The organism is Cryobacterium sp. Sr8 (assembly GCF_004403225.1).
Lineage (GTDB): Bacteria > Actinomycetota > Actinomycetes > Actinomycetales > Microbacteriaceae > Cryobacterium > Cryobacterium psychrotolerans.
Genome location: NZ_SOHO01000014.1, coordinates 20,612 through 42,378, shown reverse-complemented (window position 1 = coordinate 42,378; position 21,767 = coordinate 20,612). Strand labels below are relative to the sequence as shown.

Here is a 21,767-nt window from a genome sequence, read left to right as displayed (position 1 = left end):
GCACGTCAGCCCACGTCAGCGCACCTCGATGTCAGCGCACCTCGATGACACCCATCATGCCGTTGTCCTCGTGGTCCAGGATGTGGCAGTGGTAGACCGAGCGGCCGGTGAAGCGATCGAACGCGATGCGCACCCGCACCCGGCTTCGCGCCGGCACGTTCACGACGTCCTGCCGCGGCACGGCTTCCACCTCCCGCCCGTTCACCTCGATCAGCTGCATCGGCCACACGTGCAGGTGCACCGGGTGATCCATCGGACTGTCGTTGACCAGCGTCCACTCCTCGACGCTGCCCTCGGCGGCCGTCGTGTCCACCCGGCCGGCATCGAACTCCCGGCCGTTGATGGTGAAGCTCATCATGCCGCCGCCCATTCCTGCCCCCATGCCCATGGCGAAGGTCAATTCGCGCCGGGCCGTCACGGGGGCGGAGCGGAGGTCGCGCGGCGTCGGCTGGGCGGAGACCTCGGGCAGGGCCGGGACGGCTTCACCCTCAACCGCCAGGGTCGCCAGCAGCACGGCGCCCGAGAGGGTGCCCGGTGACCCGCCGCCCATCATTCCGCCGGCGTCGCCCCGGTCGTAGGGCGCGGCGCGCAGGGACGCCGTGCCGGCGGTGGTGGTGACGAGCAGGTCCGCCCGGTTCCCGGGGGCCAGCAGCACTTCGTCCACGTCCCGCGGGCTGCTGAAGCGGCCGGAGTCGATGCCGATCAGTTGCAGCCGCGCTCCGTCGAGCCGCAGCCGCAGGTACCGGGACACGCAGGCGTTCACGACCCGCCATCGTTCACGTTCGCCCGGGCGCGCGGCGAGCCGGGGGGTGAGCCGGCCGTTGACGAGCACGAGGTCGCCTTCACGGCCGAGCATCCGGGCCATCGGCGAGACGTCGGCGATCTGCCCCGAGCCGTCCAGGCTGACGTCCGAGATCAGCAGCAGGCGCTCCCTGGCCGCCTCGATGGGTTCGGGATCCTCGACGATGATGGCCCCGAACAGTCCGCCGGCGACCTGGTCGGCGACCGTGCCGTGGTGATGCGGGTGATACCAGTACACCCCGGGCGGATGATCGGCGGGCAGCTCGTACTCATAGTCGAAGGCATCCCCCGGCTCCACCATGACGAACGGGTTGTCCCCCGAGCCCTCCGGCGAGACGTGGAGCCCGTGCACGTGCAGGTTGGTGGGGTCCTGGAGTTCGTTCCGCAGCCGCACGCTGAGCCGGTCCCCCGCCTTCAGGCGAAGCGTGGGCCCCGGAATTCCCCCGTTGAAGGTCAGGGCGCTCGCGTCCCGGTCGCCGAGCCGAACCCGGCCGCCGGCCGCCGTCAAACGAACCCTGAGCCGGCCGGCCTTGCTGGCCAGCTCGGTCGGCTCGGCGAACCGCGGCCCGGGCGGAGTCCGGACGCTGGAGCCCCAGAGCAGTCCGGCGCCGCCGACCGCGGTGGCCGTCACGCCGAGTCCGCCCAGGAGCAGGATGCCGCGACGGCTGATCAGTTGCATCACCGGTCCTCGTCGAGCACCCGGAGCTGTTCGCGGTACTGGTCGGCGGTCAGCTCCCCCTTCGCGAATCGTTCGTCGAGGATCTCGCGAGCGCGAGTCCGGCCGGACGAAGTTCCGTAGCCGGGCGGTCCGCCACGGCCGCTGCCGGCGGACAGCCGCACGATCAGCACGACGAGCAGCGCAATGCCCGCGACGAGCAGCAGCCCGAGGAGCCACATCCAGTCAAAACCGCCTCCATAGCCCCACATCATGTCGGTCTCCTCTCGCTCTTTCCCTGATGGCGACGACGTTACTCCCTCGCCGGCCTTGACAGGCTCCCCTAGCGGGGCTGGGATGACGCGACGGGTGCGGCAGACGAAGACAAGCTGACCGCCGCCCGTCAGATTCAGTTGCGGACAACGAACCTTCAGCGTCGCAACGAAGGGTGTTTCTCCGCATCTCAACCTCTCACCCCGGGCGATCTGCCTGGCGCTGGCATCCCGCTGCTCAGCGAAGCCCGCAGCGCGCGGGAAAAGGTTGCACGGGCATTTGTATGCGCTTACACTCGGGGGTCAGTCACGAACGTCAACGACGACACGAAGGATCTGCACCGCCATGACAACCATTCCTGCTTTCACCGCGGCGACGCTCGCCGCCACCCGCCGACAGTTCCTGGTCGGCGGCGCGGCCGTCACCGCGGTCGGCCTGGCCACCGCGCAGACCACGCCGGCGCACGCCTCCCCGTTCGCATCCGGGACCTCAGACGGCGTCGACCGCGGCACGATCCAGCGATGGGCCCGCGACACGTGGGCCTCCCTCGTCGCGATGACCGACCCGGTGACCGGGCTGCCCGCCGACAACATCAGCGGCCCCGTGGACGAGCCCCGGCGCAGCGGCTACACCTCCCCGACGAACATCGGCGGCTACCTCTGGAGCGCGGTCGTCGCGCGCGAGCTCGGCATCATCAGCGCCGGCGAATGCCTCGAACGGCTGACCCGAACGCTGACCACCATGGCGCGCCTGAAGCACCACGAGCCCAGCGGGATGTTCTACAACTGGTACGACGAAGCCACCGGCGACGTCGTGACCACGTGGCCGGAGGACGGCAACACCGTCTACCCGTTCCTCTCCAGCGTCGACAACGGCTGGTTCGCCGCCGCGCTCATGGTGGTGCGCAACGCGGAGCCCCGCACGGCCAGGCTGGCAAACGGCATCCTGAAGAAAATGAACTTCGGCATGTTCTACAACAAGGATGCCCGTCCGGGCATCGGGGCCGGCCTGCTCCGGGGCGGCTTCTGGGACGTCAAGCCGGCGGTCAACACCGCCGAGGGCAACTACCTCGGCAACTCGCCCGACGTGTTCTACACGCTCAACCACTACGACATCCACAACAGCGAGCCGCGCATCGCCAGCTACATCGGCATCTCCCGCGGCCAGATCCCTGCGGCCCACTACTTCGCCACCCAGCGGGTCTTCCCGGACACCTGTGACTGGTCCTGGCTCGAGCAGAAGCCCGTCGGCGACCACCAGACCTATCACGGCATCGACGTCTTCGAGGGCGCCTTCGCCTACCGCGGCATGCACATCGTGCCGAGCTGGGGCGGCGACATGTTCGAGGCGCTCATGCCCGACCTATTCGTGCCGGAGGCCGCCTGGGCACCGAAGGCCTGGGGCGTCAACCACCCGCTCACCGTTCGAGCCCAGCGCGAGTTCGGGATGGACGACGCGAAGTACGGGTACTGGGGCTTCTCGCCGGCCAGCCGCCCGGGCGGCGGCTACAGCGAGTGGGGCGTCGAGGCGATCGGGATGAACCCGGACGGCTACGTGTCGGACATGGAACGCACCCACTACGACGGCGGCTTCGCGGGCTGCCGGGAAGGCACGAGCCCCGCCCCGGCCTGGGGCGACGGTGTCGTCACCCCGCACGCGGCGTTCCTGGCGATGCAATACGAACCGCGGCAGGCCTTCGACAACCTCGTCAAGATCGAACGAGAGCTGAAGGCGTACGGTGACGGCGGCTTCTACGACGCCGTGGCCGTGAAATCCGGCCTGGTTGCCCGGCGTTACCTCTCGCTCGACCAGGCGATGGTTCTCGGCGCCATCGGGAACGTCTTCTGCGGCGACGTCATCCGTCGCAACTTCACGCGCGGGGCCGTGCAGGACACCATCAAGCCGCTGATTTCGATCGAGGAATTCGGCGCCGGCATCATCGCCTGACCACGCCAACGCCCGCGCTCCTGCGCCGGCATCCGCCGGCAATCCAGTTCAGTTGCGGAGAAACAACCTTCAGCGTCCCAACGAAGGGTGTTTCTCCGCATCTCAACCGCTCACCCCGGGCGATCGACTCCAGGAGGTGCTCGGCCGCGGCGGCATGGGCGCGGATCGCCCGCTCCTGAACGACCTGGCCCTTGCCTTGAGCGCCGTCGGCTCCCAGCACGCTCCGACCGGTCCCCGGTAGGGTCAGCTTATGAGCTCTTCCGGCAGGCCTCGTCGGCGAGCGCCCGCCACGCCCCGACGCAGGGCGCCCGCGGCAACCACGCCCCGACGCAGCGCGCCCGCCAGGTCCACGACACGGCGGCGGGTGCCCGCGCCGCCCCGGCGCCGGTGGCGCGCGCCGGTGCTGATTGCCGTCGCCATGCTGGTGGCACTCGTTGCCGCGCTGGCGGTGCCCGCGGCCGTGGACCGCGCCGAGGAGCGCGCCGCCCCCGTCGCGTTCAACTCCGGGTTGATCATCAGCGACTACAACTTCTTCAACCCCTCGGCCATGACGGAAGAGGAAATCCAGGCCTTCCTCGAGGCGCGCACGTGCTCCCCCGCCGATTCCTCGAGCTGCCTCTGGGAGTACCGCGAAAGCACGACCGCCCAGCCGAACCAGGGCTCCGGCCACTGCACGCGCTATGCCGCCGCCCGCAACGAGCCGGCCAGCCGCATCATCGCCAAGGTCGCCCGAGCCTGCACGATCAGCCCCCGGGTGCTGCTCGTGCTGCTGCAGAAGGAACAATCCCTGATCACCCGGCCGACCGCATCCGGTTATCTGCGCGCCACCGGCTACGCCTGCCCCGACACGGCCGACTGCGACGCCCGGTACTTCGGGTTCTTCAATCAGGTCTACCGCGCGGCCTGGCAATTCCGCCAGTACACCCAGGAGCCGGAGCGCGCCTACAAGATCGGCACGGTCGACGTGGGCTTCCACCCGGATGCCGCGTGCGGCGCCGAGCCGGTAGGGATTCAGAACCAGGCCACCGCGAACCTGTACAACTACACGCCGTACCAGCCCAATGCCGCGCTGCTGGCCCGGCCGGGCACCGACGGGGATTCCTGCTCGGCGTTTGGCAACCTGAACTTCTGGCGCTTCTACACTCGCTGGTTCGGGTCGACCGATACCGAGCCGTTCCCTTCCTACCTCGACCAGTGCCTCAACCTCGCCGGCGGCCAGGCGTGCGAGGAACCGAACTTCTTCGCCCGGCTTTCTCCGCTCCGCTGAGGCCGATGGCGCGTAGTGTCGTGCTCGGGAGGACAACATGACTGAGACAACGATCGTGGCCTGGGACGGCTCGGCGCCGGCGCGCTCCGCCCTCGAGTGGGCGGCCCGGTGGGCGTCCGGCGGTGATCTCACGCTCGTGCGCGTCCTGGAAGACTCCATCGGAATCACGGACTACATCGTCGACGACTCCATGGTCGATGCGGCGCGGGCGGCGCTCGAGGATGCCGCGGCCGAGGTGCGGCTGGCGCATCCGGACCTGCGCGTGGAATCCGAATTCGTGCGGGGCGACCCGATCGGCGAACTCCGACGGCGCTCTGCACCGAACCGGCTCGTCGTCGTCGGGACGCACCGGCGCGAGGGCTCGAAGCTGCGATTCGAGTGGTCGGTGGGCGCACGGCTCGCCGCGAGCGCACGCGGCCCGGTCGCGATCGTGCCGGAGACCGACAGTGCGACCCGGTCAGGAGTGGTCGTCGGCATCGACGGATCGACGGCCTCCGACGCCGCCGTGGCGTTCGCCGCGGAGCATGCGAGCCGGTCCCACCAGCCGCTCCGCATCATCCACGCCTGGCAGGAGCCCCCGGTCTGGCAGGGCCCGGATTCCCTGGACCCCGTGCCGAGCCAGGACTTCCTCGATTCCCTCGAGGACACTCACCAGCAGATCCTGAATGAATCCGTGACGAAGGTGACGGATGCCTGGCCCGAGCTCCCGGTGCGGGGCACGCTGATGCACGGCCCACCGCAGCCGGCCCTGCTGGAAGCCTCCCGCGGCGCGGCTGTGCTCGTCGTGGGCAACCACGGCCTGCACGGGGTCGAACGCCTCCTGCTGGGGTCGGTGAGCCACGCGCTCGTGCTGAACATCGTGTCGCCGACGATCGTCATCAGCGCGCCGCCGGAAACCTGAGCGAACGTCTCGTTCGGCCTGTCGTAGGGCACCGCGCCCGCAGAGCAAAATCGCAGTCACCAGTGCGCTGCCTCCGGGCCCGAACGAGCCAGGACGCCTTCCCGTAATCCCAGCTCAGAGGCTATTTCTCCCGCGGGAGCGGTGACACGCCCGGCGTGCGACGGCAGCCCGAATTTCGCGGCTCCCAGCATCCACGGAGGCTCGGCATCCGGCGCGTCCCTAAACTCGCCGGGTGACCACGTGCGGCCCCCGTCGGATCATCGCCGGACCGGCCGCAGGCAATCGAAAGGATCCACAATGAACAAGAACACGATCTCCACCCGCACCTCCGCCACCCGCACCTCCGCCACCCGCACCTCCGCCACCCGCACGAAGCGCGTGGCCATTGGCGCCGCATCCGCCCTGGCCGCGGGCGCGCTGCTGGGCGTTGGAGCCCAGGGCGCGACCGCCGCGCCGCTGAACGCGTCATCCGACACCGAGTCGAGCAGCAGCTCTTCGGTGCACGCCGGGACCAAGGGCGCCGTCCTGGCCGCGCTGAAGGTGGAGCTGCGCGCCGACCTGTCCGAAGGCACGGACATCGGCGACAAGGCACAGAACGTCGCCGAGACCCTGTCCGGCCACGCGGCACTCTTCGAGCGCCTGCCCGAGAAGCTGCAGACCGACCTGACCTCCCTGAAGGACGCATCCGAGGCCGACCGCACCACGCTCGCCACGACGATCACCGCCACGGCACTGGCCGGCGGCTACGGCGAACAGGTGAAGGAGTTCGCCCAGGAGATCCAGGCCGACCCCGCCCACCCGCTGGACGGCCTGCGAACCGTCCTCCAGGGTGACCAGGCGGAGGCCGGCGCGAAGGGCCAGTCCGTGGAGAAGATCGCCCAGAAGCTCCTCGACAACCCGGTGCTCTTCGACAAGCTCCCGGAGTCGCTGCAGACCGACCTGACGGCGGTGAAGGATGCGTCCGACGCCGACCGCGCCGCCGCCCTGCAGAACGTCGAGACGTCGGCGCTGGCCGGCGAGTACGGCAAGACCCTCCAGACGATCGCCGAGCGGATCCTCTCCGACACGCACGCCACCGGCGGCGCACACGCCGAGACCGAGACCGGAGGAAACTAGCCTCCGTCTCACCCGCTGACACTGCCGAAGGCCGGGAACCCGTGGGGTTCCCGGCCTTCCGGCGTATCCTGCCCGGCCGCCGCCTAGCGCGAGCTCTGCAAATCCCAGCGGTGGGGACATCCGTCGCCCACCCGGGTCGCGACGGCCGACGTCCGGCTTTTGGACCGCACAGCAATCTGGCGAGCCACCCGTAGGATGGCGTCCATGGTGTCCTCCGCATCGGGAGATGCTGCGCCCGCGTTCCCTGGCCTCGTCCCCGAGCTCCTGATCACCGATCTCGCCACGAGCCTGGATTTCTGGGTTGCTCTGTGCGGTTTCGAGATCCTCTACGACCGTCCGCAGGAGGGTTTCGCCTACCTTCAGTACGGAACGGCGCAGATCATGCTCGAGCAGATCGGAGTCGGTCGGAATTGGGTCGCCGACACCCTCGAAAGGCCCCTGGGCCGCGGCGTGAATTTCCAGGTCTCGGTGCCGGCGATCACGCCCCTGGTCGAACGCCTCGCGGCATCGGGCTGGCCGCTCTTCATGGCCCCCGAAGACAAGTGGTACCAGACCGGCAGCACCGAGGCCGGAGTGTCCCAGTTCCTGGTGCAGGACCCGGACGGGTACCTCATTCGCTTCACTTCGCGGCTCACTGTGCCGGTTCGCTGACTGTGCCGGTTCGCTGATCCGCCCGGATGGGCGCACCCTGCGTCGACCTGGCCAGTTCCGGTCGAGTTTGACCGGTACACCGGGCAAACTCGACCGGAAGTCTCAATCTCAGACCAAGCAGAGCGGGCAAGGGGTGCACGCGCTTTAATGAGGCCATGGCCGAAAACAAGACCCAGCCGACGGATTCCTCCGTCGAGAACTTCCTCGACGCGGCGACGCCCGCCCGCCGCCGCGAGGACGGCAAGGCCCTCGACGCGATCTTCCGCGAGGTGACGGGCGCCGACCCCGTCATGTGGGGTTCGTCGATTGTGGGCTACGGGAGCTATCGCTACGTGTCGCCCGCGAATCCCCGCACGCGCGGCGACTGGATGAAGACCGGATTCTCGCCGCGCAAGGCGCAACTGTCGATCTACGGGCTCAAAGGCCTCCCCGAGGGCGCCGCGCTCCTCCCGCAGCTCGGCGCGTACACGGAGGGCGCGGGGTGCGTCTACGTGAAGACGCTCGACGACATCGACCTCGACGTGCTGCGTCGCCTCGTCGCGATCGCCTGGTCCCGGGGCGACGACCCCGCTTAGAAGTCCCAGTCCGAGTCTTCGGTGTTGACGGCCTTGCCGATGACGTACGAGGAGCCCGACCCGGAGAAGAAGTCGTGGTTCTCGTCGGCGTTCGGTGACAGGGCCGACAGGATCGCCGGGTTCACGTCGGTGACCGACTTCGGGAACATCGGCTCGTAGCCGAGGTTCATCAGCGCCTTGTTGGCGTTGTAGTGCAGGAACTTCTTGACGTCCTCGGTCAGGCCGACCTCGTCGTAGAGGTCCTGCGTGTACTGGATCTCGTTCTCGTAGAGCTCGAACATCAAGTTGAACGTGTAGTCCTTGATCTCGTCGCGGCGCTCCTGGGAGACCCGTTCGAGACCCTTCTGAAACTTGTAGCCGATGTAGTAGCCGTGCACCGCTTCATCCCGGATGATCAGGCGGATGAGGTCGGCCGTGTTGGTGAGCTTGGCGCGGCTCGACCAGTACATCGGCAGGTAGAAGCCCGAGTAGAAGAGGAACGACTCGAGCAGGGTCGAGGCGACCTTGCGCTTGAGGGGGTCGTCGCCCTGGTAGTACTCCATCACGATGGAGGCCTTCTTCTGCAGGTTCACGTTCTCGGTCGACCAGCGGAACGCTTCGTCGATCTCCTTTGTGGAAGCCAGCGTCGAGAAGATCGACGAGTAGCTCTTCGCGTGCACCGACTCCATGAACGCGATGTTCGTGTAGACGGCTTCCTCGTGCGGGGTGATCGCGTCGGGGATGAGCGAGACGGCGCCGACGGTGCCCTGGATCGTGTCGAGCAGGGTCAGGCCGGTGAACACGCGCATGGTCAACTGCTGCTCGATCGGGGTGAGCGTGTTCCAGGACTGGACGTCGTTCGAGAGGGGGATCTTCTCGGGCAGCCAGAAGTTGTTGACGAGGCGGTTCCAGACCTCGACGTCCTTTTCGTCCTCGATCTTGTTCCAGTTGATCGCGTCAACGTGGGAGACCAGCTTGAGCTTGTCAATCATGGGTTTCTTCCTTCAGTGGTTCGTAAATCGAGCTTGTCGAGATCGGCATTCGTGGTCTCGACAAGCTCGACCACCGGTGCATCCGTTAAGGCTGCAGCCTTAAAGCATACAAGAGACGCAGCCGTCCACCTCGGTCCCTTCCAGCGCGAGCTGGCGGAGACGGATGTAGTAGATGGTCTTGATGCCCTTGCGCCAGGCGTAGATCTGGGCCTTGTTGATGTCTCGGGTGGTGGCAGTGTCCTTGAAGAAGAGCGTCAGCGACAGTCCCTGGTCGACGTGCTGGGTGGCAGCCGCGTAGGTATCGATGATCCTCTCGGCGCCGATCTCGTAGGCGTCCTGGTAGTAGTCCAGGTTGTCGTTCGTGAGGAACGGCGCCGGGTAGTAGACGCGGCCGAGCTTGCCTTCCTTGCGGATCTCGATCTTGGAGGCGATCGGGTGGATCGACGAGGTCGAGTTGTTGATGTACGAGATCGACCCGGTCGGCGGCACGGCCTGCAGGTTCTGGTTGTAGATCCCGTGCTCCATGATCGACGCCTTCAGCTCGGCCCAGTCGGCCTGGGTCGGGATCGCAACGCCGGAGGTCTCGAACAGTTCGGAGACCCGCGGGGTCGCCGGCGTCCAGGCCTGGTCGGTGTACTTGTCGAAGAAGGCACCGGATGCGTAGGTCGAGTCTTCGAAACCGTCGAAGGCACGCCCGCGCTCGATGGCCAGCTTGTTCGAGGCACGCAGCGCGTGGAACACCACCGTGTAGAAGTAGATGTTGGTGAAGTCGATGCCCTCTTCGCTGCCGTAGAAGATGCGCTCACGGGCGAGGTAGCCGTGCAGGTTCATCTGGCCGAGGCCGATCGCGTGCGACTTGTCGTTGCCGTCTTCGATCGAACGGACCGAGGAGATGTGGCTCTGCTCCGACACCGAGTTGAGGCCGCGGATCGCGGTCTCGACCGTCTGGCCGAAGTCGGGCGAATCCATCGACAGGGCGATGTTCATCGACCCGAGGTTGCAGGAGATGTCCTTGCCGATCTTGTCGTACGACAGGTCCTCGTTGTAGGTCGTCGGGGTGGCGACCTGGAGGATCTCCGAGCACAGGTTCGACATGTTGATGCGGCCCTTGATCGGGTTCGCAGCGTTGACCGTGTCCTCGAACATGATGTACGGGTAGCCGGACTCGAACTGGATCTCCGCGAGCGTCTGGAAGAAGTCGCGGGCCTTCATCTTCGACTTCTTGATGCGCGGGTCGTCGACCATCTCGTGATACTTCTCGCTGACCGAGATGTCCGCGAACGGCACGCCGTAGACGCGCTCGACGTCGTAGGGCGAGAACAGGTACATGTCCTCGTCCTTCTTTGCGAGCTCGAAGGTGATGTCGGGCACGACAACGCCGAGGGAGAGCGTCTTGATGCGGATCTTCTCGTCGGCGTTCTCACGCTTGGTGTCGAGGAAGCGCATGATGTCGGGGTGGTGCGCGTGCAGGTAGACCGCGCCGGCACCCTGGCGGGCGCCGAGCTGGTTGGCATAGCTGAAGGAGTCTTCGAGCAGCTTCATCACGGGGATGATGCCGCTTGACTGGTTCTCGATCTGCTTGATCGGCGCTCCGGCCTCACGGATGTTCGTGAGGAGCAGCGCGACGCCACCGCCGCGCTTGGACAGCTGCAGCGAGGAGTTGATGGCGCGGGAGATCGACTCCATGTTGTCTTCGATGCGCAGCAGGAAACAGGAAACGAGTTCACCGCGCTGCGCCTTGCCCGAGTTGAGGAAGGTCGGGGTGGCCGGCTGGAACCGCCCGGCGATGATCTCCTCGACGAGGGACACCGCGAGCTTCTCGTCGCCCTGGGCGAGGCCGAGGGATGTCATCACGACGCGGTCCTCGAAGCGCTCGAGGTAACGCTTGCCGTCGAAGGTCTTCAGCGTGTACGAGGTGTAGTACTTGAACGCACCGAGGAAGGTCTGGAAGCGGAACTTCTTCGAGTAGGCCAGGTCGTTGAGCTTCGTGATGAACTCGAACGTGTACATGTCGAGCACGGCCTGTTCGTAGTACTCCTTCTCGACCAGGTAGTCGAGGCGTTCGCGCAGGCTGTGGAAGAAAACCGTGTTCTGGTTGACGTGCTGCAGGAAGTACTCCCGCGCCGCTTCACGGTCCTTCTCGAACTGGATTTCCCCGTTCGGGCCGTACAGGTTGAGCATGGCATTGAGGGAGTGGTAATCCATCTCCGCGCCGACAGACGGGGAGAGCTGCGACTTCACGGCTGTTGCTTCCAAAATGATTCCAATCCTTCGTGGACGATGCGCACATCATCCGGCGTTCCGAATACTTCAAATCGATACAGGTGGGGCACCTGGCACTTCTCGGCGATGATGTCCCCGGCGAGGCAGTACGCCTCGCCGAAATTCGTGTTGCCGGCGCTGATGACGCCGCGGATTAGCGAGCGGTTCTTCTCATCATTGAGAAACCGGATCACCTGTTTGGGGACTGCTCCCCCCTGGCCGCCCCCGCCGTAGGTCGGGATGCAGAGCACATAGGGTTCGTCGACCTTCAGCGGCTCGTCCCTGGCATAGAGAGGGATGCGTGCCGCGGGAAGGCCGAGCTTCTCCACGAACCGGCGAGTGTTGCCGGACGTGCTGGAGAAATAGACGAGCTCAGTCATTGGGCACCCCCTCGGTGGTCGGGAGCTGGTCGGACGGACGTGTGGAAACTACGCGATGCGTGCTGCCAGCTCGTTGATCTTGTCCGGGCGGAAACCGGACCAGTGGTCCTCGTCGGTGATGACGACGGGGGCCTGCAGGTAGCCCAGGGCCTTGACCGCTTCGAGTGCCTTCTCGTCGACCGACAGGTCGAAGATCTCGTACTCGATGCCCTTGTTGTCCAGGGCACGGTATGTCGCCGTGCACTGCACGCAGGAAGGCTTGGTGTAGACCGTAATTGCCATCGCTGGGGCCTCTCTCATTGCTCACAAGGTGTGGATTTGGGTGTTCGGCATATGCGCCGAACCGATGCTTCAATACTACATCTAGTGATTGTGTCCGGGCACGGCCACTACATGCAGTAATTACAATTATGTGGTTATCCACCGACATTCCACCGGTTCTACACAGCCTCGCCCGGCCCGGTTGAGCCAGTTTCCGCGGTGCCGCAGGGAGTTATCCACAGGCCCGAAAGGGGGTGGCCGGTTTGCCTGTGGAATGCGCGGCGGCGTGTCGCGGCGGCATGCGAAAGGCCCCGGCATCCGAAGACGACCGGGGCCCAGCGCACAACGGATGCCGCGCGTCAGTGGCCGCCCGCCCGTCGCTTGTTGTACACGTCGAAGGCGACCGCGAGGAGGAGCACCAGGCCCTTGACGGCCTGCTGCCATTCGATGCCGATGCCGAGGATCGACATGCCGTTGTTCAGCACACCGATGATCAGGCCACCGATGATGGCCCCGCCGATGGTGCCGACGCCGCCGGTGACGGCGGCCCCGCCGATGAACGCGGCCGAAATGGCCTCCAGTTCGAAGCCGTCACCGGCCTTCGGGCCGGCCAGGTTCAACCGCGCCGTGAAGATCAGGCCGGCCAGGGCGGCCAGGGTCCCCATGTTCACGAACAGGTAGAAGTCGACCTTGCGAGTCTTGATGCCGGACAGCTCCGCCGCGTGACGGTTGCCGCCGATGGCGTAGATGTGGCGGCCGAAGACCGTGCGCGTCATCACCGTGCCGTAGACCATGACCAGCACGGCCAGCACGATCAGGGTCACCGGTACACCCTTGTACGCGGCCAGGGCGTACGCGAAGAAGCCGATGGCCAGCGTGATGAGCGCAAGCTTGACGATGAACCAGGCCAGCGGCTCGACCTCCTGGCTGTACTTCTGACGGCCGATTCGCGTGCGAACCTGCTGTGTGATGAGGGCGAGGATGGCCAGCGCGGCGATGCCGAGGGTGAGCGGATCAAGCTCGTATTCGCCGAACAGGTCGGTGAGGAATCCGTTTCCGAGTGCCCGATATTCGCTCGGGAACGACCCGATGTTCGAGTTGCCCAGCACGACGAGGGCGAGTCCGCGGAAGATGAGCATGCCGGCCAGGGTCACGATGAATGCGGGAATGCCCACGTACGCGATCCAGAACCCCTGCCACACGCCGACCAGGGCGCCGATGCCGAGCGAGAGGATGATCGACAGCCACCACGGCAGACCCCAGTGCACCGCGAAGACACCCGAGCAGGCACCCACGAAGGCGGCAACGGAACCGACCGAGAGGTCGATGTGGCCCGCGATGATCACCATGACCATGCCGACGGCGAGCACGAGGATGTACCCGTTCTGCACGATCAGGTTGGAGATGTTCTGCGGCCGAAGCAGAATGCCATCGGTCAGGAAGGCGAACAGCAGCACCACCAGGATCAGGGCGATGAAGATGCCGTTCTTGCCCAGGTCGGCGATGACGTGGGTCAGCCGCGAGGCCGCCCGTGCAACGGCCGGCTTGGTGTCCGCTGCCGGCTTGGTGTCGAGATCACTCATTGTTTCTCCTCTTCCGCAGCGCCGACGCTAGCGGGCCTTTTCCATGGTCATGTGCTTGATGAGGGTCTCCGGGGTGGCTTCCTTGATCGGGAACTCCCCCGTGATCCGGCCCTCGGAAATCGTGTAGATCCGGTCGCTGATGCCGAGCAGTTCCGGCAGCTCGGACGAGATGACGATGACGCCCTTGCCCTGGGCGGCGAGCTTGTTGATGATCGTGTAGATCTCGTACTTCGCGCCGACGTCGATCCCTCGGGTGGGCTCGTCGAGGATCAGGACATCCGGGTCGGAATAGATCCACTTGGAGAGAACGACCTTCTGCTGGTTGCCGCCGGAGAGCTTGCCGGTCTTGACGAGCACGTTCGGGGCCTTGATGTTCATGCTCGTGCGGTACTCGTTGGCCACCCGGTATTCCTCGTTGTCGTTCACGAGGCCCGCTTTCTCGAGCTTCTTCAGCGACGCCATCGAGATGTTCCGCTTGATGTCTTCGATGAGGTTCAGGCCGTAGGTCTTGCGGTCCTCGGTGGCGTACGCGATGCCGTTGTCGATGGCTTCGGACACCGTCCGCGTTTTGATCTCCTTGCCGTGCTTGAACACCCGGCCGGTGATCTTGCTGCCGTAGGACTGGCCGAACAGGCTCATGGCGAACTCGGTGCGCCCCGCCCCCATCAGCCCGGCGATTCCCACGATTTCCCCGGCGCGCACGTTGAGGTTCACCGCATCGACGACCAGGCGCGAGGTATCCTGGGGGTGGTATGCCGTCCAGTCCTCGACGCGGAGGATCTCCTCGCCGATGTGCGGCGTGTGGTCGGGGTAGCGGTGCTCGAGGTCGCGGCCGACCATGTCCTTGATGATGCGTTCTTCCGTGACGTCGGTCTTGGCAATCGTCTCGATGGCCTTCCCGTCTCGAATGATCGTGACCGCGTCGGAGACCTTCTTGATCTCGTTGAGCTTGTGGCTGATGATGATCGACGTGATTCCCTGGCCCTTGAGGTGCAGGATCAGGTCCAGCAGGTGGTCGGAGTCCTCGTCGTTGAGGGCCGCCGTCGGCTCGTCCAGGATGAGGAGCTTGACCCGCTTGGACAGGGCCTTGGCGATCTCGACGAGCTGCTGCTTGCCGACGCCGATGTCCATGATCCGGGTGGTCGGGTTCTCCCGTAGGCCCACCCGGGCGAGCAGCGTGGCAGCCTCGTGATTGGTCTTGTCCCAATCGATGAGGCCCAGCGCGCCCTTCTGTTCGTTGTTGAGAAAGATGTTCTCCGCGATGGAGAGGTAGGGGCTGAGTGCCAGCTCCTGGTGAATGATGACGATTCCCTTGGCCTCCGAGTCCCGGATGTCCTTGAACTGGACCACCTCGTCTTCGAAGACGATGTCGCCGTCGTAGGTACCGTGCGGGTACACACCGCTGAGCACCTTCATCAGCGTCGACTTGCCGGCCCCGTTTTCCCCGCAGATGGCGTGGACCTCGCCGCGTGCGACGTCCAGCGTCACCGTCGACAGCGCCTTCACGCCCGGGAAGGTCTTTGTGATGCTGCGCATCTCAAGGATGTTGGTGGTCACGTCAGTACCTTCTTCATTCGCCGTTCTGCTTCCTTGCCTGGTCGTGCCGTCCGGCCGGTGGGTGATGCAAAACTACTCCCCCACCGGCCGGAATGCACTCGACTACTCCGAGCGATCCGAAGTTGTTAGCCGTTGATTTCCTTCTCGGTCCAGTAGCCGGAATCAACCAGGACCTTGTTGACGTTGTCCTTCACCACGATCTGCGAGTCGAGCAGGTACGAGTCGACGACCTTCTTGCCGTTGTCGTAGTCCTTGGTGTTGTTGACCTCGGGCTTGTCGCCGTTCAGCAGGGCAACAGCCATGTCCACGGCCACGGAAGCGAGCTTGCGCGTGTCCTTGAAGATGGTGCTGTACTGCTCGCCGCCGTTGATGGCCTTGACCGAGTCGAGCTCGGCGTCCTGGCCCGAGATGATCGGCCATTCGGCTCCGGTCGAGTATCCCGCGCCCTCGAGTGCGGAGATGATACCGCGCGAGATGCCGTCATAGGGCGACAGCACCGCGTTGACCTTGGAACCGTCGGAGTACGTGGAGGTCAGGATGTCCTCCATGCGGCTCTGCGCGGTTTCGCCGTCCCAGCGGAGCGTGGCAACCTGTTCGATCTTGGTCTGCTTGCTCTTCACGACGAGGGTCTTGTCGTCGATCAGCGGCTGGAGCACGTCCATGGCGCCGTCGAAGAAGAAGAAGGCGTTGTTGTCATCCAGCGAGCCGGCGAACAGCTCGATGTTGAACGGGCCCTTGGGAGCGTCGGCGGCAGCCTTGCCCTCGAGGTCGGTGAGGCCAAGTCCGTTCAGCAGCGAGGTTGCCTGCTGCTGGCCGACCTTGAAGTTGTCGAACGAGGCGTAGTAGTTGACGTTCTCGGTGTCGCGGATGAGGCGGTCGTACGCGATGACGGGGATGTCCGCGTCGGCGGCATCCTGCAGCACGCTCGTGAGCGTGGTGCCGTCGATCGAGGCGATGATCAGGGCTTCCGCGCCCTTGGTGATCATGTTCTCGATCTGCGAGACCTGAGTGGGGATGTCGTCCTCCGCGTACTGGAGGTCGACCTTGAAGCCCTGTTCTTCGAGCTGGCTCTTGACGGCGTTGCCGTCAGCGATCCACCGCTCGGAGCTCTTGGTCGGCATCGCGACGCCGATGAGACCGCCGTCGCCCTCGCCGGAGCCTCCGTCGGTCCCGGGGGAGCAGGCAGCCAGCGAGACAACCATGGCGCCAGCGGCCACGATTGCGAAGAGTGCTTTCTTCTTCACTGTGTTTCCTTTCGTTTTTTATTTGATCGACATTGATGTCAAATGTGCGTGAGGTGGTGCGGGAGGTGGGATTACAGGCCTTGTGCCAGTCGGTAGTAGGCCTGGTTCCAACGCACCTCGCGCGTGAAATCGCGCAGGGTGGTGGCTTTATCGATCACGAGAAGCTCGGTGCGAGCGATCTCGGCGAAATCGTGGAACACCTCGATGCCGACGGCGGTCGACATGACGGTGTGGTGGGCCGCGCCGGCGGTGAGCCAGGCGGCGGCGGATGTCTGGAAGTCGGGCTCCGGGCGCCAGACCGCACGGCCGACCGGGAGGTTCGGCAGCGCCTCGGTCGGTTCGACGACCTCGACGACGTTGGCCACGAGCCGGAACCGGTCGCGCATGTCGGACATGGCCACGACCACGGCGGGTCCCGGGTCGGCGTTGAAGACCAGGCGGACCGGGTCCTCCTTGCCGCCGATGCCGAGCGGGTGGATCTCCAGGCTGGCCCGCGAGGTGGTCAGCGACGGGCTGACCTCGAGCATGTGTGCGCCGAGGATGAGCTCGGAATCCGGGGTGAGGTCGTAGGTGTAGTCCTCCATCAGACTGGCGCCGCCGGGCAGGCCGGAGCCCATCACGTTGGCGACGCGCACGAGAATGGCGGTCTTCCAGTCGCCTTCCGCACCGAACCCGTAGCCCTGCGCCATCAGGCGCTGCACGGCCAGGCCGGGCAGCTGGCGGAGGGCGCCGAGGTCCTCAAAGTTCGTCGTGAAGGCGCTGAATCCGCCGGCCTCGAGGAAGGACTTGAGGCCCAGTTCGATCGCGGCGCCGTAGCGCAGGGAGTCGTGCCGGCCGCCGCCGCTGCGGAGCTCGGGGACGACGTCGTAGAGGTCCTCGTACTCGGCGACGAGGGCGTCGATGTCGGCGTCGGAGGCGGAGTGGACCGCCTCGGCAAGCTCGTTGACCGGCCAGGTGTTCACCTGCACGCCGAACCGCAGTTCGGCCTCGGTTTTGTCGCCCTCGGTGACCGCGACGTAGCGCATGTTGTCGCCGAACCGGGCAAGCTTCATCGTGCGGGATGCCGCCCAGCCGGCGGCCGCGCGGGTCCAGGTGCCGATGCTCGCGCTGACGACCGGGTTGGACACGTGGCCCACCACGGTCTTGCGCGCGACACCCAGCCGGGTCTGGATGTAGCCGAACTCGCGGTCGCCGTGCGCGGCCTGGTTCAGGTTCATGAAGTCGAAGTCGATCTCCGCCCACGGCAGCTCGACGTTGGCCTGCGTGTGCAGGTGCAGCAGCGGCTTCCGCAGGGCGTCGAGCCCGGCGATCCACATCTTCGCGGGCGAGAAGGTGTGCATCCAGGCGATGAGCCCGATGACGTGGTCGGACGCGTTGGCGTCGAGCGCGGCGCGGCGGATCGACTCGGAGTCCTTGAGCACGGGCTTCCAGACGACCTTCACCGGGATGTCGCTGCTCGCGCCGAGGGCTGCGGCGATGGCCTGGGACTGATCGGCCACCTGGCGCAGGGTCTCCTCGCCGTAGAGGTTCTGGCTGCCGGTGAGGAACCAGACCTCGTAGTGATCCAGGGTGGTGGAGAGTGCTGGCATTAGAGAATTGCTCCCTGCGGTGCTTGTCCGTAGACGTTCTGGTACCGGTCGAAGAGCGTGTCGATGGCGGCCTGCGGGAGCGGGATGAGTTCCCCGGCCTGGCGGGCGATGTGCACCGTGCGGGCGACATCCTCGACCATGACGGCGGCCTTGACGGCGTCCCTGGCGTCCTTGCCGATCGTGAACGGGCCGTGGTTCTGCATCAGGACCGCGCGGGAGCGGTGGCCGGTGAGCACCCCGACGATCCCGCGGCCGATCGAGTCGTCGCCGATGATCGCGAACGGGCCCACCGGGATGTCCCCGCCGAACTCGTCGGCCATGGCCGTGATCACGCACGGGATCGACTCGCCGCGGGCGGCCCAGGCGGTCGCGTAGGTGGAGTGCGTGTGCACGACACCACCGACATCCGCCATATTCCGGTAGACGTATGCGTGCGCGGCGGTGTCGCTGGACGGCGATCGTTCGGCGCCGGGAGTGTCCGGGATGACGACTCCATCCAGGCCGCAGAGGATCATGTTCTCGGGCGCGAGATCGGCGTAGTCGACGCCGCTCGGCTTGATCACGAACAGGTCGGCGCCCGGCACGCGGCCGGAGACGTTGCCGCCGGTCGAGACGACCAGCCCGTAGCGGGTGAGTTCGGAGTGCAGGCGGGCGACGTCCGCACGCACGCGGGCGATCGCCACCTCGATCTGCGGGCCGTAGGTGCTCATGCCGATGCCTCCGTCGTGGTGGCGGCCTCGCGCTTGAGCGCCTTGAGCCGGTGCATGACGTTGTTCGTGCCGCGCCCGAAATAGTCGTGCAGCAGCGAGTATTCGGCGAACAGCTTATCGTAGGCCAGGGAGGATTCTTCGTTCGGGGTATAGACGTTCTTGTTGAGCTTGCCCATCGCCTTGCCGGCCGCGCGCACATCCGGGTACGCACCGGCCGCGGCGGCGGCATGGATGGCCGAGCCGAGCGCGGGGCCCTGTTCGCTGGCGATGGTCGAGATCGGCAGGCGGAGGATGTCGCTGTAGGTCTGCATCAGGAACGCGTTCTTCAGCAGCCCGCCGGCGACGATGAACTCGGTCACCGGCACGGCGCTGGCGTTGAAGGTCTCGACGATCACGCGGGTGCCGAACGCGGTGGCCTCGAGCAGGGCCCGGTAGATTTCCTCGGTCCGCGTGGTCAGCGTCGTGCCGATGACCAGGCCGGAGAGTTCGTGGTCGACGAGCACCGAACGGTTGCCGCTGTGCCAGTCGAGGGCGACCAGGCCGTGGCCGCCGATGGGCTGGTCCTTGATCAAATCGGTGAGGTACTGGTGCACGCTCAGGCCCGCTGCCGCGGCTTCGGTGAAGTACCGGGCTGGCACCTGGTTGCCCACGTACCAGGCGAAGATGTCGCCCACGCCGGACTGGCCGGCCTCGTAGCCGTAGAGGCCGGAGACGATGCCGCCGTCGACGACGCCGCACATGCCGGGCACCTCGGTGAGGTGGTCGGAGTTCATGACGTGGCAGGTCGACGTGCCCATGATGGCCACCATCTGGCCGGGTTCGACGGCCTGTGCGGCCGGGCCGGTGACGTGTGCGTCGACGTTGCCGACCGCGACGGCAATTCCCGCCGGCAGCCCCGTCCAGGCGGCCGCCTCCGCCGAGAGCGTGCCGGCGGCATCGCCGAGCTGGCCGACCTCATGCGCGACCTTGTCGTTGGCGAACCGGGCGAAGTCCGGGTTCAGCGCGCCGAGGAAGTCCTCGCTCGGGTAGGCGCCGTCCTGCAGGATGCCCTTGTAGCCGGCGGTGCAGGCGTTGCGCACGTAGGTGCCGGTCAGCTGCCAGACGATCCAGTCGGCGGCTTCGACCCAGTGGTCCATCCGGTTGTACAGCTCGGGATCTTCTTCGAGGAGCTCGAGGCCCTTGGCGAATTCCCACTCGCTGGAGATGAGGCCGCCGTAGCGCGGCAGCCAGCCCTCGCCGCGCAGGGCCGCGAGGTCGTTGATCCGGTCGGCCTGCGGCTGCGCCGAGTGGTGCTTCCACAGCTTGACGTAGGCGTGCGGACGGCCGGCGTACTCCGGCAGCTCGCAGAGCGGGGTGCCGTCGGCGAGCACCGGCACCATCGTGCAGGCGGTGAAGTCGGTGCCGATGCCGATGACCCGGGCGGGGTCGATTCCGGCGTTGGCCACCGCGGCGGGCACGGCGGTCTTGAGCACGTCGACGTAGTCCTGGGGCACCTGCAACGCCCACTCGGGCGGGAGCGCGGCGCCCGTGGCGGCGAGGGTCGTGTCCATGACCGCGTGCGCGTAGTCGAGCGTGGCGGAGCCCAGTTCGGCTCCGTCGGAGACCCGCACCACGACCGCGCGACCGGACAGCGTTCCGTAGTCGACCCCCAGGACGTACGACTCGTCGCCTGCTGGAAGAACAGCGTCTGGCTGCGCGACGGTCGTGCTCACGAATCGACTCCCTTGTCTGCGGTGCTGCTGATGCGGCAATGTTGCGGTCCAATGTGAACGGTCACATTTGATCTTGTCACTTTAGCCGACACCATGATTTGCCTGTCAACCCCGAAACATATCGTTTTGGTAACGCCCGGCTTCCGCCCTCGACGAACGCCCGGATGCGCGGGGAGACGGTCCTAGAAAGACGGCGGCGCGGTGGAGGCGCGCACGATGAGCTCCGGCACGATGGTTCCGGGGTAGCCCTCGGCTTCGCCGCCGAGGCTGCGGAGGAGCAGGGCGATGCAGCGCCGGCCCAGTTCGGGGAAATCCTGGCGCACCGTGGTGAGGGGCGGCCAGAAATGCGCCGCCTCGGGAATGTCGTCGAAGCCGACGACGCTCAGGTCCCCCGGCACGTCCAGGCCGGCCTCGCGGGCCGCGTGAATCAGGCCCAGGGCCATCTGGTCGTTCGACGAGAAGATCGCCGTGAAGTCGCGCACCCGCAACAACTCCCGGCCGGCGTGGTACCCGAAGTCGGCGGTCCAGTCGCCGAGGATCGGCGCGGTGGTGGGCACGTCCCTGGCTCCCATCTCGTCGAGGAATCCGCGCATCCGCGCCTCGGCCTCGATCCAGTCCTGCGGGCCGGCCAGGTGGTAGATGTTGCGGTGGCCGAGGTCGATCAGATGGCGGGTGGCGAGCCGCGCGCCGGCGATCTGGTCGACCGAGAGGGCATGGTCGTCCAGCCGCCCGGTGGACTGGAGCGTCACATACGGAACGTCGATCGACAGCTGCTCGAGCACGTCGAAGACCCGCACCTGGGGCGCGATGACCACGATCCCCTCCACGGCCTGGAGCATCAGGTGGTTCAGTGCCTCCTCGATCGACGCCCGGTCACCCGAGACGAGATTGGCGGTGTTGACGTAGTATCCGGCCTCCCGGGCCGCGTTCTGGATCGCGGCGATGCTGCTGGCGGGGCCGTACTGATCGCTCGACGCCGACAGGATGCCGATCGTGCGCGACCGCCCCCGGGACAGCGCGCGGGCGGCACGGTTCGGCCGGTACTGGAGTTCCTCCATGACCTGCAGCACACGCGCCTTTGTGGACGCTTTGATGCTCGGATGGTTGTTGAGCACCCGCGAGACGGTCTGGTGCGAGACGCCGGAGAGGCGCGCGACATCCCGGATGCTGGGCGGACGCCCCTTGGGCAATTCGACGGTCACGGAGATACCTTGCTCGCATGTGCACGGTCACAACTGTGAGCGCACGTCAATTATGCACGGCGAATGTGACGGTCACATGAATTATTCCGCCGACAGCGCGGCGAATTCGT

General features: G+C 66.3%; 19 protein-coding genes. 6 read left to right on the top strand and 13 right to left on the bottom strand.

The window, feature by feature from the left end; translation table 11 throughout:
• Positions 1-31 precede the first annotated feature (31 nt).
• Entirely contained in the window at positions 32-1,480 is a 1,449-nt protein-coding gene (locus E3T54_RS01670; RefSeq protein ID WP_134474283.1) for a multicopper oxidase family protein, read from the bottom strand.
• A complete protein-coding gene (locus E3T54_RS01665) occupies positions 1,480-1,731 on the bottom strand; it encodes an SHOCT domain-containing protein (protein WP_134474282.1) in 252 nt (83 codons plus the stop codon). Before E3T54_RS01665 ends, E3T54_RS01670 begins: the two co-directional genes overlap by 1 nt.
• A 343-nt stretch (positions 1,732-2,074) precedes the next feature.
• Here E3T54_RS01665 and E3T54_RS01660 point away from each other — a divergent pair, with 343 nt between their 5' ends.
• The 6 genes from E3T54_RS01660 to E3T54_RS01635 all read left to right on the top strand — a co-directional run bounded on the left by E3T54_RS01660 (position 2,075) and on the right by E3T54_RS01635 (position 8,186).
• Complete coding sequence (locus tag E3T54_RS01660; protein WP_134474281.1) at positions 2,075-3,676, top strand: glucoamylase family protein; 1,602 nt, start codon at positions 2,075-2,077, stop codon at positions 3,674-3,676.
• Positions 3,677-4,076: 400 nt separating this feature from the next.
• Positions 4,077-4,943, top strand: a complete 867-nt coding sequence (locus E3T54_RS01655) for a hypothetical protein (protein WP_241977002.1) — start codon at positions 4,077-4,079, stop codon at positions 4,941-4,943.
• A gap of 37 nt (positions 4,944-4,980) precedes the next feature.
• Positions 4,981-5,844, top strand: a complete 864-nt coding sequence (locus E3T54_RS01650; protein ID WP_092324650.1) for a universal stress protein — start codon at positions 4,981-4,983, stop codon at positions 5,842-5,844.
• Between the two features lie 297 nt (positions 5,845-6,141).
• Entirely contained in the window at positions 6,142-6,960 is an 819-nt protein-coding gene (locus tag E3T54_RS01645) for a hypothetical protein (RefSeq protein WP_134474280.1), read from the top strand.
• A 204-nt stretch (positions 6,961-7,164) separates the two neighbouring features.
• Positions 7,165-7,611, top strand: coding sequence for a VOC family protein (locus tag E3T54_RS01640; RefSeq protein WP_134474279.1), 447 nt, complete (start codon positions 7,165-7,167; stop codon positions 7,609-7,611).
• Positions 7,612-7,766: 155 nt separating this feature from the next.
• Positions 7,767-8,186 carry a DUF1801 domain-containing protein gene (locus E3T54_RS01635; protein WP_134474278.1) on the top strand — a complete coding sequence of 140 codons (420 nt, stop codon included), beginning with the start codon at positions 7,767-7,769 and terminating at the stop codon, positions 8,184-8,186.
• Here E3T54_RS01635 and nrdF read toward each other — a convergent pair.
• The 11 genes from nrdF to E3T54_RS01580 all read right to left on the bottom strand — a co-directional run bounded on the left by nrdF (position 8,183) and on the right by E3T54_RS01580 (position 21,657).
• On the bottom strand, positions 8,183-9,157 hold the full coding sequence (gene nrdF, locus E3T54_RS01630) for a class 1b ribonucleoside-diphosphate reductase subunit beta (RefSeq protein ID WP_092324634.1): 975 nt from the start codon (positions 9,155-9,157) through the stop codon (positions 8,183-8,185). The two genes, E3T54_RS01635 and nrdF, sit on opposite strands and share 4 nt — an antisense overlap.
• A 99-nt stretch (positions 9,158-9,256) precedes the next feature.
• Positions 9,257-11,362, bottom strand: coding sequence for a class 1b ribonucleoside-diphosphate reductase subunit alpha (nrdE, locus tag E3T54_RS01625; protein WP_134474313.1), 2,106 nt, complete (start codon positions 11,360-11,362; stop codon positions 9,257-9,259).
• Between the two features lie 32 nt (positions 11,363-11,394).
• Positions 11,395-11,799, bottom strand: a complete 405-nt coding sequence (gene nrdI / locus E3T54_RS01620; protein ID WP_092324632.1) for a class Ib ribonucleoside-diphosphate reductase assembly flavoprotein NrdI — start codon at positions 11,797-11,799, stop codon at positions 11,395-11,397.
• A gap of 48 nt (positions 11,800-11,847) precedes the next feature.
• Entirely contained in the window at positions 11,848-12,081 is a 234-nt protein-coding gene (nrdH, locus tag E3T54_RS01615) for a glutaredoxin-like protein NrdH (RefSeq protein WP_092324631.1), read from the bottom strand.
• A gap of 338 nt (positions 12,082-12,419) precedes the next feature.
• A complete protein-coding gene (gene mmsB, locus E3T54_RS01610) occupies positions 12,420-13,643 on the bottom strand; it encodes a multiple monosaccharide ABC transporter permease (RefSeq protein ID WP_092324629.1) in 1,224 nt (407 codons plus the stop codon).
• Between the two features lie 27 nt (positions 13,644-13,670).
• Positions 13,671-15,200, bottom strand: coding sequence for a multiple monosaccharide ABC transporter ATP-binding protein (gene mmsA, locus E3T54_RS01605; protein ID WP_092324628.1), 1,530 nt, complete (start codon positions 15,198-15,200; stop codon positions 13,671-13,673).
• A gap of 125 nt (positions 15,201-15,325) precedes the next feature.
• Positions 15,326-16,402, bottom strand: a complete 1,077-nt coding sequence (chvE, locus tag E3T54_RS01600; RefSeq protein ID WP_134474312.1) for a multiple monosaccharide ABC transporter substrate-binding protein — start codon at positions 16,400-16,402, stop codon at positions 15,326-15,328.
• Between the two features lie 113 nt (positions 16,403-16,515).
• The gene (gene araA, locus E3T54_RS01595) at positions 16,516-18,033 is read right to left on the bottom strand and encodes an L-arabinose isomerase (protein WP_134474277.1); all 1,518 of its coding nucleotides are present in this window, start codon (positions 18,031-18,033) and stop codon (positions 16,516-16,518) included.
• Positions 18,033-18,743: an L-ribulose-5-phosphate 4-epimerase gene (locus E3T54_RS01590; RefSeq protein ID WP_134474276.1), complete on the bottom strand. Its 711-nt coding sequence runs from the start codon at positions 18,741-18,743 to the stop codon at positions 18,033-18,035. Before E3T54_RS01590 ends, araA begins: the two co-directional genes overlap by 1 nt.
• Complete coding sequence (gene araB, locus E3T54_RS01585) at positions 18,740-20,455, bottom strand: ribulokinase (protein ID WP_134474275.1); 1,716 nt, start codon at positions 20,453-20,455, stop codon at positions 18,740-18,742. The genes E3T54_RS01590 and araB overlap by 4 nt, the downstream gene beginning before the upstream one ends.
• Positions 20,456-20,637: 182 nt before the next feature.
• Complete coding sequence (locus tag E3T54_RS01580; protein WP_134474274.1) at positions 20,638-21,657, bottom strand: LacI family DNA-binding transcriptional regulator; 1,020 nt, start codon at positions 21,655-21,657, stop codon at positions 20,638-20,640.
• Positions 21,658-21,767: the final 110 nt, after the last annotated feature.